The 13,728-nt window shown below is 35.2% G+C and carries 11 protein-coding genes; 6 read left to right on the top strand and 5 right to left on the bottom strand.

The genetic code is table 11. The features are described 5' to 3' along the window. Positions 1 to 236 precede the first annotated feature (236 nt). Positions 237 to 2,795, bottom strand: coding sequence for a leucine--tRNA ligase (leuS, locus tag STA7437_RS08885; RefSeq protein WP_015193050.1), 2,559 nt, complete (start codon positions 2,793 to 2,795; stop codon positions 237 to 239). Between the two features lie 391 nt (positions 2,796 to 3,186). On the opposite strand from leuS, the gene STA7437_RS08880 reads away from it, so the two are divergent. The 5 genes from STA7437_RS08880 to STA7437_RS08865 all read left to right on the top strand — a co-directional run bounded on the left by STA7437_RS08880 (position 3,187) and on the right by STA7437_RS08865 (position 7,420). Next, on the top strand, positions 3,187 to 3,453 hold the full coding sequence (locus tag STA7437_RS08880; protein WP_015193049.1) for a helix-turn-helix domain-containing protein: 267 nt from the start codon (positions 3,187 to 3,189) through the stop codon (positions 3,451 to 3,453). A gap of 197 nt (positions 3,454 to 3,650) precedes the next feature. After that, complete coding sequence (locus STA7437_RS08875; RefSeq protein ID WP_015193048.1) at positions 3,651 to 4,067, top strand: DUF29 domain-containing protein; 417 nt, start codon at positions 3,651 to 3,653, stop codon at positions 4,065 to 4,067. A 57-nt stretch (positions 4,068 to 4,124) separates the two neighbouring features. After that, a complete protein-coding gene (locus tag STA7437_RS26540) occupies positions 4,125 to 4,271 on the top strand; it encodes a hypothetical protein (RefSeq protein ID WP_171815448.1) in 147 nt (48 codons plus the stop codon). A 226-nt stretch (positions 4,272 to 4,497) separates the two neighbouring features. Beyond that, a complete protein-coding gene (locus STA7437_RS08870; protein ID WP_015193047.1) occupies positions 4,498 to 6,246 on the top strand; it encodes an ABC transporter ATP-binding protein in 1,749 nt (582 codons plus the stop codon). A gap of 112 nt (positions 6,247 to 6,358) precedes the next feature. Beyond that, positions 6,359 to 7,420, top strand: a complete 1,062-nt coding sequence (locus STA7437_RS08865; protein WP_015193046.1) for a GspE/PulE/PilB domain-containing protein — start codon at positions 6,359 to 6,361, stop codon at positions 7,418 to 7,420. Between the two features lie 285 nt (positions 7,421 to 7,705). Here STA7437_RS08865 and STA7437_RS08860 read toward each other — a convergent pair whose 3' ends face one another. The 3 genes from STA7437_RS08860 to murJ all read right to left on the bottom strand — a co-directional run bounded on the left by STA7437_RS08860 (position 7,706) and on the right by murJ (position 11,102). Continuing rightward, a complete protein-coding gene (locus tag STA7437_RS08860; protein WP_015193045.1) occupies positions 7,706 to 8,368 on the bottom strand; it encodes an HAD family hydrolase in 663 nt (220 codons plus the stop codon). A 163-nt stretch (positions 8,369 to 8,531) separates the two neighbouring features. Next, positions 8,532 to 9,326: a DUF3598 family protein gene (locus STA7437_RS08855; protein WP_015193044.1), complete on the bottom strand. Its 795-nt coding sequence runs from the start codon at positions 9,324 to 9,326 to the stop codon at positions 8,532 to 8,534. A 177-nt stretch (positions 9,327 to 9,503) separates the two neighbouring features. After that, positions 9,504 to 11,102, bottom strand: a complete 1,599-nt coding sequence (gene murJ / locus STA7437_RS08850) for a murein biosynthesis integral membrane protein MurJ (protein ID WP_015193043.1) — start codon at positions 11,100 to 11,102, stop codon at positions 9,504 to 9,506. Positions 11,103 to 11,461: 359 nt separating this feature from the next. Here murJ and STA7437_RS08845 point away from each other — a divergent pair, with 359 nt between their 5' ends. Further along, on the top strand, positions 11,462 to 12,769 hold the full coding sequence (locus STA7437_RS08845; RefSeq protein ID WP_015193042.1) for a tetratricopeptide repeat protein: 1,308 nt from the start codon (positions 11,462 to 11,464) through the stop codon (positions 12,767 to 12,769). A gap of 262 nt (positions 12,770 to 13,031) precedes the next feature. Here STA7437_RS08845 and purE read toward each other — a convergent pair whose 3' ends face one another. After that, on the bottom strand, positions 13,032 to 13,523 hold the full coding sequence (gene purE, locus STA7437_RS08840; RefSeq protein WP_041619897.1) for a 5-(carboxyamino)imidazole ribonucleotide mutase: 492 nt from the start codon (positions 13,521 to 13,523) through the stop codon (positions 13,032 to 13,034). Positions 13,524 to 13,728: the final 205 nt, after the last annotated feature.

Here is a 13,728-nt window from a genome sequence, read left to right as displayed (position 1 = left end):
AAGCACTTCGGCATCAGAAACGTGAAACGAAGAGCAAAGTAAAAAACAGGAGGCAGGAGGCAAAAGGTAACTAATAATTGGTAACTGATAACTGATATATTTTCTATTCAACTGAAAATCGGGATAATTAAAACTATCAATCAAACAAAAAAAATAGAGGTTTAGCTATGCCAAACCCCAACCAAATAAAAAGTTTTTTAGTGTAGTAAAATTATTGGTTTTTAAAAATATTTAATTTATTTAGCTACGACAAAATTAACTAATTTATTCGGTACAACAATTACTTTTTTAACTTCTTTTCCTTCTAAATATCGTTGAGCCATTTCTGATTGAAGAGCATACGTTTCTAACTCAGCCTTATTTAAGTTAGCAGGAACTTGAATTGTTCCGCGAGTTTTACCCATAATTTGGATTACTAAAGTAATTTCATCAACTACTAAAGCATTAGAATCGACTTTCAACCAACTTTGATGATGTACTGAATCAGTATGTCCTAATTGTTGCCATAATTCTTCTGCCAGATGAGGAGCAAAAGGTGCAAGTAAAATTACTAATGCTTCAATGCCTTCATGATAGACAGGAGAATCTTTACAGGATGCTTCCTTAAGGGCGTTACTTAGTTTCATCAATTCAGAAACCGCCGTATTAAACTGATATTCTCCTTCCAAATCTTCAGAAACTTCTTTGATGGCAGTATGAATTGCCCTGCGTAAATCTTTTTCAGCTTTAGTAAGTTCTTTGTTCTCAGATGAAGTAGTTTGAGAAGAATTATATTCAGTTACCTGTGTCCAAACTCGATTTAAGAAACGGAATTGTCCTTCTACATCGGCATCATCCCATTCTAAATCTTTTTCTGGTGGTGCTTTAAACAAAATAAACATCCTTGCGGTATCTGCCCCATATTTTGCTAATACTTGTTGAGGATCAACACCATTGTATTTAGATTTAGACATCTTCTCGTAAAAGACAGATAACGCTTCACTCGTTTCTGGATCTTTCGGATCTTCAGGATTAACTTCTGCCGAGGGGATATATTTACCTGTAGTAGGATTTTTATAAGTGATGCCTTGTACCATGCCTTGAGTTAACAGACGTTGGAAAGGTTCATCAAAATCTAGTAAACCGCGATCGCGCAAAACTTTAGTAAAAAAGCGAGAATAGAGTAAATGAAGGATGGCGTGTTCAATTCCACCTACGTATTGATCGACTGGCATCCAGTCATTGACTTTATCTTTAGCAAAAGCTGAGTCTGGATTTTTCGCATCGCTGTAACGAAGGAAATACCAAGAAGAATCGATAAAAGTATCCATCGTATCAGTTTCCCGTTTGGCAGGTTCGCCACAACTAGGACAAGGTACATTTACCCAGTCTGATAACTTCGCTAAAGGAGAAGGTCCTCTACCACTAAATTCTACTTGTTCTGGTAATTGAACTGGTAAATCAGCATCGGGTACGGGAACTGTACCACAACTAGGACAGTGAATTACAGGAATAGGACAACCCCAATATCTTTGACGAGAAATCAACCAATCTCTCAAACGATATTGAATGCGCGCTTTACCATAACCCTTCGCTTCCGCATATTCAATGATTTTAGTTTTGCCTGTTTCTGAAGATGTACCGTCGAATTGTCCAGAATTAACCATTATTCCTGGTTCGATATAAGCATTTTGTAATTCCCCAGGATCGTTGGTTTTTTCGGGAACAATGACAACCTGAATCGGTAAATTATTTTCCTTAGCAAATTTAAAATCCCTCGTATCGTGGGCAGGTACACCCATGACTGCGCCCGTACCGTATTCATAAAGTACGTAATCTGCAATTAAAATCGGAATTTCTGACCCATTAAAAGGATTAATCGCCTTTCCACCCGTTAAGATACCTCGTTTTGGTTTATCCTCTGCCGTTCTTTCAATTTCACTCTCATTCTTCACTTCTTTAATAAAAGCTTCGACAGCCTCTTTGCGATCGCTCGTAGTAACTTGAGGAGTTAAAGGATGTTCGGGGGCGAGGACGACATAAGTTACACCATAAACAGTATCGGGACGAGTCGTAAACACCCCAATTTTTTCATCCATTCCAATAATCGGAAATTCCAAATAAGCCCCAACTGATTTACCAATCCAGTTAGCCTGCATTAATTTTACGCGATCGGGCCACCCAGTTAACTTATCTAAATCGTTAAGTAATTGTTCGGCATAATCGGTAATTTTAAAAAACCACTGCTTTAATAATTTCCGTTCGACTTTCGCACCAGAACGCCAGGAACGCCCTTCACTATCTACCTGTTCGTTAGCGAGTACCGTTTGATCGATGGGATCCCAATTAACCGCAGCTTCCCTTTGATAAGCTAATCCTGCTTGAAAAAACTGCAAAAACAACCACTGTGTCCAATGATAATAATCGGGGGAACAAGTAGCCACTTCTCGCTCCCAATCTATCGATAATCCTAACTGTTGTAGTTGCGATCGCATCTGAGCGATATTTTGGTAAGTCCATTGCGCTGGTGGAACACCACGATCTATGGCAGCATTTTCTGCGGGTAAACCAAAGGCATCCCAACCCATCGGATGCAGTACCCGATAACCTTGCATTCTTTTTAAGCGAGCAATTACATCGGTAATCACATAATTACGCACGTGTCCCATGTGGAGGCTTCCCGAAGGATAGGGGAACATCGAAAGTGCATAATATTTCGATTTATTGGGGGTTTCTGGAGTCCTATCTGTTTCAGATTCAGCCCAGGTTTTTTGCCACTTTGGTTCTATTTCTGTTGCGTTGTATCGGGATTCCACGGCGATGATTTTCTCCTAACTGGACTAGCAATAAAATCTTGTTGGTTTAGGCTTTTATTGTAATGTAACCTGGGTTCTCTGTAGGAGTTTTGGTTGATTTAAACAACCGTCGCGATCGCTAACTTTTTCTCGATTAATTCATTTTTTAAATCGCAGTATCCCAAATACCTGCTGGCAATCCTACTAAATATGCTTGATTAAATTTCGCGCTCGACAACGAGCAAAGCGAGTAGGGCGGTGTCAAACTTTATTTGCTGCATTATCAGTAATTTAAAATTAAAAACCCAATATTATCGATAATTTTCATAATTTTGAATATTTATTTCTTTTAATTTGTACTTTACAGTTAATACTGATAAAATAAAAATCGAAATAGCTAAGGGAGATTTCGATGATAACGGTTTTTACTTTACAAGTTACTGGTCTTGGAGAAAAAATTCGGAAATCTAGAGAAGCTCTAGGTTTGTCCCAAAAAGAATTGGGTGAAAAACTAGGGTTAACTGGCGGAAGAATTTCCGAATGGGAATGCGATAGAGAAGGGCGTAACACAATACCAATTGAAAGATTGCTCGAATTAGAAGCTATTTTTGGTTGCTCTCTACTTGATCGCTTTGAATTAGTGCAGAGATTTGTTAAAAATCTTAGTAATGAGAGTTAAGTCGCAGAGGCTTATTCCGCGACTACTCTTAATTGATTAAAAGCAATGTCTAGGTGTTGACCTAGACTTTTTTATCTTATCCTTCGGACAGGTCAAGTTACAACTTACTTAAAAACCTTTCAGGAATTGAAACTAAGTTTTGAATGTGATGAAATTTTTAATATAGAAATAGAAAATTTATAAATAAAGAGATAGAAATGACAACTTACGATACTGATTACATAGAATGGATAGAAGAAACAGTGGAATTATTAAGAAAAAAAATGTATTCAGCAGTTGATTGGGAAAATTTAATTGATGAAATTGAAGATATGAGTCGTAGTGAAAAAAGAGCGGTTGAATCTTTACTCTTACGACTAATCGAACATATTTATAAATTGGAATACTGGCTAGAAGAAAAAGAAAGATGTGGTAATCATTGGGAAAGTGAAATTGCTAACTTCCAGCACCAGATTGAAAGAATAATTAAAAATTCTCCTAGTTTAAAAGTACATTTACAAGCTGAATATCAAGATACTCTGGAAGCAGCTAAATTTGCAATTGAAAAACTAATTAAACGTAAATTACCTAAATTAGATCTAACTTTAGATGCAGCTTTGAAATACAATCGCTAGCCCTATCATCTTTTTTATTGCCTTGTTTTAAATTGTTATCGGCAAGAAGAATCAGAATTGAATCGCCGATATTGGCCAGTAAAAATTAATAGTTTTCAGTTTCAACTCAGTAATAAATTAACGACTAATTTAAGAAAATATTTATGCGATCGCTTATCGGCAATCTATACCGCAGTCAGAAGACAAAAAACTAATTATGAATGATGAGGGATGAATTATGAATTAAATAATTTCTGCATTCATCATTCCTAATTCATCATTTTTTTGTTCCCGTCTTACGTGGTTTGACTTGCGGAGGTTTCCTCCGCGTCATCCACGCGCTATTCTCTGGTAACTGGTAACTGAACAAGAGCTTACTTTAGAGAGAAGCTAAAAATCACCGAACCATCGATAATTATGTATTGTTGGTACAGATAATTTTATGTAGTTAATGGCAAACTCAAGGCTTAGGAAATTAGGGGCTTATTTGCGTCCTCACTGGCGTATGGTGTCTTTGGGGGTTGTCACACTTTTGATCGTTAATGCAGTGGGGGTTTATATTCCTTTACTGATTAGAGATATTATCGATCGCTTGAGGGGAGAATTTGATTTTGCCGAGCTTTGGCGTTATGTGCTGATCATTTTGGTTCTTTCTTCTTTGATGTGGATAATTCGGCTACTATCCCGCATTTTGATTTTTGGAGTAGGCAGACAAGTCGAGTTCGATCTTAAACAAAGAATTTTTCAACATTTACTTAAACTAGAACCAGCTTATTTTGCTACCAATACTTCTGGTGATTTAATGAACCGTGCTACTAGCGACGTGGATAATATTCGTCGTTTGCTAGGGTTTGCTGTGTTGAGTTTGATCAATATTGTGTTTGCCTATGGGTTGACGTTACCAGCAATGTTGGCAATTGATGTGCGTCTAAGTTTGTTGGCAATTGGGGTTTATCCCCTGATGATTATTACGGTACAATTATTTAGCGATCGCTTGAGGGGACAGCAGCAAGAAGTACAAGAACAACTTTCTTCTCTCAGTGAATTAATTCAAGAAGATATTAGTGGTATTTCTCTAATTAAAATTTATGCTCAAGAAGAACCAGAAAGATTAGCTTTTCGGCGCAATAATCAGAAACTGCTACGAGCTAATTTAAAATTGGCTAGAACTAGAAATTTACTCTTTCCTTTGGTCGAAAGTATTGCCTATATAAGTTTATTGATTTTATTATGGCTGGGAACTAGAGCGATCGCTCAGGGAATCATTACAGTAGGTGATTTGGTTGCTTTAATTTTATTTGTAGAAAGATTGGTATTTCCCACCGCTTTACTTGGATTTACCATTACAGCTTATCAACGAGGAGAAGTAAGTATCGACCGCATTGAAGCTATTGTAACTGCTCAACCTCAGATTACTAATGCTCCACAACCGATTGCGATCGCTCCTGAAGAGATTCAGGGACAAATTCAAGCCAATCATCTCACTTATACTTATCCAGACAGTAAAATTCCTGCGGTAACGGATGTCAGTTTTGTGATTAAACCAGGAGAAACTGTTGCAGTAGTTGGTTCAATTGGTTCGGGTAAATCTACCCTAGCTAATTTGATTGCTCGTTTACTCAATGTTGAATCAGAACAACTCTTTTTAGATGGTTACGATCTTACCAAACTAAAACTAGAAGATTTACGTAGAGCGATCGCTTATGTTCCCCAAGAAAGTTTTCTCTTTAGTACCACCATCAAAAATAATATTCGTTACGGTGAACCTTTAAGCGAAACGTCTGAAGTAGAATATGCTGCCAAAAGTGCGCAAATACATCCAGAAATTTTGAATTTTCCGCAACAATACGAAACTTTAGTCGGAGAAAGAGGAATTACTCTTTCTGGAGGTCAACGTCAGCGTACTTCTTTAGCTAGAGCTTTGTTAGTCAATGCACCAATTTTAATTTTAGATGACGCTCTTTCAAGTGTGGATAATGAAACAGCCACTCAAATTTTGAACAATTTAGCTCATGAAGGTAGAAAAAAAACTGTAATTTTTATTTCTCATCAATTATCCGCAGCAGCTACCGCAGATCGAATTTTAGTTATGGATCGAGGACAATTAGTACAACAAGGCACTCATCAAGATTTATTAACACAACCAGGTTTATATCAATCTTTATGGCAACAACATCAATTAAAAGAAATTTTGCAGTAAGCACTAAATTTAATGATTCAGTAAAGTTAGCCCAACTTTGATCTCAGTACTATTGATTAAGTAAATTTCCTTAAATATAATCAAAGTTAATATACGCAAGTTCGAGCAAGCCATGTCCTACATTCAAGACTTAGCTCAGTCTAATTCGCAACCACCCAAGAGCCAGAGACTTAAGCAAAAATTTCAACCAACTAAAACTAATCCTGCTCGGATTTTCGAGCTAATTAATACTTTATTACCTGTTCGTTACTGTTTGTCTCATAAGGTTGTTCCCCTTGAGTTAAGTCAAAAATGTCTTACTTTGGGCATGGTAAATCCAGAGCAACATAACCTTTTAGAAGGGATTCGCTCGATTTGTGGTCATCAAATTGAGAGTTTTCATTTGCAACCAATTGAAGCTCATACTCATCAATTAATTCTTTCGGCATATATTCAGCATTCTCGTCAAAAGAGATCTCGTGTTGCTATTCCTAAACAACCAATTCAAGAAAGACCAACTTTACTTATCGATGCTCCAGAACAATTACCCAAAATAACCGAACAAGTTGACGCTGCTCGGACAAAATTGCCAGCTACTCACGTCAAGAATATTCAAACGCTAGAAATAAAAGCACGTTACTTATCTGCTCCTGTAGAATTTTTAGCTGCTTTACCTCCACAAGTATTGTGGCAGGAGTTGTTAGGAAGAGTTTTAGAGCAAGGAATTGGCAGACTTTATTTTGAAAGATTAGCTAATTCTGGCAGAGTATTGTGGAGTCAAAATGGAGCTTTAAAACTATCTTTTGATTCTCTAGATTTAAAAATATTTCAAGGGGTTTTAGTTGAATTTAAAAAATTTGCAGGGCTGCCTACTATACCAGTAGCAACAGTACAGCAGGGAGAGCTAGAACATTATTATCAAGAAGAAAAGTTGCTCATACGTTGGCGAATTCATCAAGGAGAATATGGTGAAGAAGCAACTATTCAAATTTTGCGTGGCAAGGCTTTAGAGTTGTATCAACGCAGACAAATCAAAGAATGGGAAGAACAAGCTTTAGATTTAGCTAAAAAATTGGAACAAAAATTGCAACAAATTAGAGAATTTAAACAAAATAATCCTCTTTCTGGAGATAATTTAGCTTCTTTGCAGCAAATTCAATTACAAATTAAGCGACAACTAGATTTATTAACCTAAAAATCAGGTATAGCGTTTCTCATATTGGTAAGGTACGCCAGTTATCAGTGACCAGTTACTAATTACTAATTACTAATTATTAGGGACGAACAATTAACCATTAACAGTGTCCAGTTGTCAGTTACCAATTAACAATCAACAATCCACTATCAACGCTCAACCACTATACTATCTCAGGATGTACCTCATAAGCTGATGTGGATTGTCCTACCTGCATATTTTCCTTTTCCTTCTGCCTTTTGCCTCTTCTCAACCAGTAAATTAAATGCGTGAAAGCTTAGAAAGTTACAAATATTTGATTTTGTGAGTTAATATTTGCCAAAGTTGTTGGTTTGTAAAGTCTTCAATTGTCATAACTGCTCCTGCTTCAATTAGATGTTCAGAAGCATGAGTAGAAGCAACCCCAATTGTAACAATACCAGCAGCCACAGCAGCACGAATTCCCGAAGGAGAATCTTCAAAGGCAATTGCTTCAGTTGCTTGAACTCCTAAACGACTCAAAGCTAAATTATAAGGTGCAGGATCGGGTTTTCCTGGTGGTGCATCTTCTGCCAAAATTACAATAGGAAACACCTCGGTTAAATTTAGTGCAGTTAACATATGATAAGCATTCTCACGAGGTGCATTAGTAACAACTGCTTGTTTGAGTTGTTGTTGCTCCATCCATTCTAAAATTTGATTTAACCCTGGCATTGGTGTTAAAGTTGAGGCTGAGTGACGATAACGTTCTTCTTTTAAATCGGCTAGTTGGATCGCTTCTTGTGATGATAATTGAGGCAGTAAATCTTGAATTATCTCTGCATTAGTTCTACCAGAAATATAGGTTTGATAAAAAGTACGGTCACAGTGTATATTGTATTGGGCTAATAGCTCTTGCCAGATCGAAAAATGAATCGGATCTGTATTAGCTAAAGTGCCATCGAGATCAAACAAAATTGCAGAGAGCATTCCTGAGTTTCTAGTTGTTAGTACTCTTTACTATTAACATTTTTAAAGAAACATTTCTATATATTTCAAAACAAGTTAGTAGTAGTCCGCTCTTTTTACTTACACTTTGGTTACTAGTTATTAATTATCATTAAATATTTAAAAATGCTATAGCTAACTCCAATTATCTTGATGCGTCTAGTTGATAAACTTCTGAAGTTAATTCACTTAATTTTCCGCTTGAATTGTATTGAACTTTAATCTGTTTATATAAATTGTCTGTAATTTGTTTACCCACAAGCATTTCAAATGTTTGATTCATAGGAATGATTGAAGGCACATTAAGAATAATTTTTTCAGGCAGAAAATAGTTTTGATTAGTTTTGATAAATACACTATTTTGAATCTCTTGAGAAGCAAATTCTTGATTAGATGTTTTTAAATCGGGTTTCATTTTTATTTGTTTTAATTGCCATTTTCCTGATAAATTAGTAATTTTCTCTTCATTAATTTGAGTGGGAAAATGTTGCTTATTTTCTTTAATCGTAACGATCCGAGATAAATTACCCCCTTCATACACTGGAATAACACTGTATCGCCAATCTTGTTGTTGAAAAAAAACTTCCGAGCCAAAATTATGGTTATGGCTAAATGTTTTAGATATCCAAATGCTTGTTTCATTGCCAAAACCAATTGCTCTCATGTTTTCAGCTTCTGGATGGAAAACGCCATCGGGTTGATTACATTTTTGTCGCTCTAATTTCCAACTTTGTTCCTTGATCTGGTTATCAGGTAAATAATAAATATTGTGATGATAAATTATACTTTTATCAGCATTAGTGCTAAATGTTCGTGTAAATTTATAAGAACGAATTACTTCTAATTCTATAGAATAGACTGTAGTTAAAGCGTGCCATGTAGTCTTTTCTGGTACATATTGTCCAAAAAGATTAAACCAGTTTGTTTCTTGGGCAATCATATTGAAAATTTTTTTTTAAACATCATCATAATCCTCTTAAATTGTAATACTAATATCAGGTCTGGTTAAACAACTACAGTATAGGTTTTGCTAAATTGAGATTTGTAGTTTTTTTTATTGCGGTTAATTTACTTGATATAAGTCATCAAGCTCAAACAAAGATTAAAAAAATCAACTTTAACGTCTAATTTTCTGACGAATTCGAGATGTTAATAGTTCTAATTCTGGTAATTTAAACTGCATGGCAATCAAAATAAAAATAATTAACGCCGATGCTGTAGCGAGTCCCAATTCTAATAACAATAACAAGAAATTATTATTTCCTAAAACTCTCTCAAATCCCCAACTAACTCCCCAACTACCTAAACTAGCTAAGACACTAGCAAACACTAAACCTAACCAAGTTAATCCCCATTCAACTAAAGGTAAACCATGTAAACGACGATGCAAAATTGAGAGAAATATAACCATCGAAAAAACATTTACGCTAATAGTTGCCATCACTACACCAGGAGCAGCAAAACTTTTTACCAAAAAATAATCTAAAATTACATTGAGAAAAATATTAAGAATACTGACTCGAAAAGGTGTTTCGCCATCTCCTAAAGCATAAAAAACCCTCACTAAAACATCTCTTCCTAAATAAAAAAACATTCCCAAACCATAAACCATTAATAAAGGTGCAACTAATTGTGCTGCTTCTTCATTAAATTGGTAGCGTTGATAAATTAATCTTACAATTGGTAAAGCAAGGGATAAAAATACTGCGGTTAAAGGCAACATCGTTAAAGCAGTTAAAAATAATCCCTGACGAATTCTGACTTTTAATTCTTGCCAATTTTCAGGTGCAGCCAGCCGAGAAAAGACTGGTAAAAATGGTACTAAAATCATATTAGAAATAATGCCAACAGGAGTTAAAACAATAAAGTTGGCATAACGCATCGCAGCAGCAGCACCGCTAAGATAAGAAACAAAATATAAGTCGGTATAAACATTAATTTGTAACATTCCTGAAGAGAGAGTAGCTGGTGCCATTACTTTCAACACATCCATTACTCCAGGAATTCGCCAGTCAAATCGCAACCGCAACGAACCCAATCCCGATCGCCATTGAGCAATTAATTGTGCTAACCATTGTAAAATAGCTCCAGCTACTGTTCCGCCTGCTAAGATCAACGAACCTATTTGGAAATATTCAGGTGTGTTGAGTTGTTCTCCTACTTGCCAAAGTAAAATCCCTACACCAATTACAATTGTAATGCTAGAAAACAGGGGACTGATACTAGGAAGCCAATATTGATCCGCAGCGTTAAGAGTACCAAAACCAATTCCGATTAATCCTGCTAGCATCGCAACTGGTGCCATAATCCGTAATTGAAAAATGGCTATTTCCCTAACTTCTGATTCTAACCCTGGTGCTAATAAATCAATAAAAGTACCTGCAAAAACTACTAAAATTACGGTGACAATTAACAGCATTGCCGTCACTAAGGTAGTAACTGTTTCTACTAAAGGCGCAGCTTCTGATTTATCTCTTTTGGCTAAAACACTAACTAACGCACTGTGAAAAGGACCATTGATACCACCTAATAAAATTAAAAGAAATCCAGGTATCACATAAGCATAGGCATAAGCATTGACAACTTCACCTACTCCAAAAGCAGCAGCAACAATTTGTTCGCGGACTAAACCAACAATTTTGCTAATTAGAGTAGCAATAGCAACAATACTAGCAATACTAGCTAAAGAACGAGATGATTTTTTAGTTACAGACACAGGATATTTAGATAAAGGAGACAATGACTGTTGAGTTTATCTTTCTTGACAAAGATTCGTCTAGAGCTAATTCAATTTTTAACAAGCTGTACATAAAAATATTAATAAAATCAATATTTAAGCTTAATTAATAACATAAACACAACCAATCAAATTTATTTTTTTCGATTTTACTCCGAGCTTCAAACATCAGTTATTATCTAATTAGAGTAAGAATTTGGGTAGTAGTTCTAATTTACTGTTATTAAATGTAGTCAATTAAACTGTAAAAATTATATTTTCCTTAAAAGTATTTATAAATACCAAATAATAGTCAAAAAATATAATACTTAACCATCACTTAATCTCCAGACAGCCTGATGACTCAACCACAGACACAATTATATTTAAAACTAATTGAAACTCTGCTTAATAGTCCACGAGCATTAGAAATGGAAATTCTTAACGCTCATAAAAATTTAGTCAATCAAAATTTAATTAGTCACTTAATTACTGTAGGAGAAAATCTTAGAAAAAAACAATATCTAGACCAAGCAGAAAGATTAATTAGTTTAGCTAGTAAATTACTTCAATTAGAAAAAACTAACTCAGCTACAGTTAATCGCCAAGAATATTTAAAATTTTTAATGGCAGTTTTACACAAAGTATCTCAACAAGCTACACCTCAATTAATCTATTCGATTTTAGAACAAAATATTGACAAAATTGATGATAATTTAGGAACAATTCTACAATATTGGGCTACAGAAACTTTTAATTCAGTTAAACCAGAACAAGCTCGTAGTGTTGCCAATGACATTGTAAATTTTTGTAATTTATTAAGTGATTTTCCTAAAGGAAACAAAGCTAACAATTTAGAAGTAGCAATTATTGGTTATCAAACTGCTTTAAAACCCTATAAAAAACTTCAATTTCCTGAAAATTGGGCGATTATTCATGGCAATTTAGCTAATGCTTATCGCGATAGAATCAAGGGAAATAAAATAGAAAATATCGAGAATGCGATCGCGTTTTATCATTTTGCTTTAACAGTTTTTACTAAAGAGAAATATGCTTACCGATGGGCAAATATTCAACGTAATTTGGGTATTGCTTATCTCTATCGTTTCAAAGACGACAGGGCTGAAAACATTGACAATGCGATCGCACATTATCAACAAGCATTATTAGTTCATAATTTTGATGATTTTCCTCAAGATTGGGCTGCTAGTCATAATAATTTGGGGGATGCTTATCTCAGTCGTTTGTATGGAAATCGACAAGAAAATTTATTAACAGCAATTCATCATCTTCAAGAAGCTTTAAAAATTTATACGCCTCAAGATTTTCCTCATCAATGGGCAATGGTACAAAATAATTTGGGCAATGCTTTTCAAAGTATAACTACAGGCGAACGGGAAAAAAATATTGAAGAGGCAATTAGTTGCTATCAAAAAGCTTTATCAGTTCATACTTTAAAGCAATTTCCATACAATTGGGCAATGATTCAGAATAATTTAGCTGGTGCTTATCGTCATCGTATTAAAGGCAATAAGTCAGAAAATATTGATCAGGCAATCTTTTTTTTGAAACAAGCTTCAGTAGTTTATACCAAAGATAAATTTCCTCAACAATGGGCAGATATTCAATACAATCTGAATCAGATTTGTAGCGAAAAAAATCAATAATTAAAAGTAGAGATGTAATAAGCTGTTAATCATTTAAATTGCTGGCTATGAGTGACATAGGGATGCGGAGAAACGGAGAAGCTTTCATTGCCTATTTCTAATTTAATATAGCAGTACAAAAAAACATTAGGACATTATTATTGATCGTAGGGGACGGGGGGGCGTACAATATTTTTGTGTCTTAACCCTATAAAGTAGTGCTATAATATGCAGTCGGGACAATGCACAACAGCTTAGATTACGTCTCTATAGAAGGCGAATTTTACAGGATTTTTAAATAATCTTGATAACCTACTTCTTCTAATTTAGCTTGTTTCTCCATCACCATTTCAGTTAAACTTTGACGATATTGTTGTACTTTGGTTAATAATTCTGGATCGCTAGTCGCGAGAATTTGAATGGCTAATAAACCAGCATTTTTTGCGTTGCCAATGGCTACTGTAGCGACAGGAATTCCTGCTGGCATTTGGACAATTGAATAAAGAGAATCAACTCCTTGTAAATTTTTAGTGGCAACGGGTACGCCAATTACTGGTAAAGGAGTTAGAGAAGCTACCATTCCTGGTAAATGTGCTGCACCACCTGCCCCCGCAATAATTACTTTGATTCCTCGTTGATGGGCAGTTTGAGCATAATGAACCATTCTTTCTGGTGTGCGATGGGCAGAAACGATCGCAACTTCGCATTCTATCTCAAATTCTTCACATACTGCGATCGCGCTTGACATGGTGGGCAAATCGGAATCACTGCCCATAATAATCCCTACAACTGGCTTGGTTTGACTCACGATTCTTGATTAATTCTTGAAGCAACTATTTTAACTTGTTAATGACTTTTTTTAAGATTTTTTTTAGAAAATTTGCTCAAAGATCGAGAGGTAATGAGTTTGTTTTTTGGTATTATTTAAACAAGATAGTTTCATAATGGAAATATTGGCACTTATCAATAAACGTCACTAT

The sequence above is a fragment of the Stanieria cyanosphaera PCC 7437 genome, assembly GCF_000317575.1.
In the GTDB taxonomy this organism is placed as follows: domain Bacteria; phylum Cyanobacteriota; class Cyanobacteriia; order Cyanobacteriales; family Xenococcaceae; genus Stanieria; species Stanieria cyanosphaera.
This window is presented reverse-complemented; position numbering and strand designations above follow the sequence as displayed.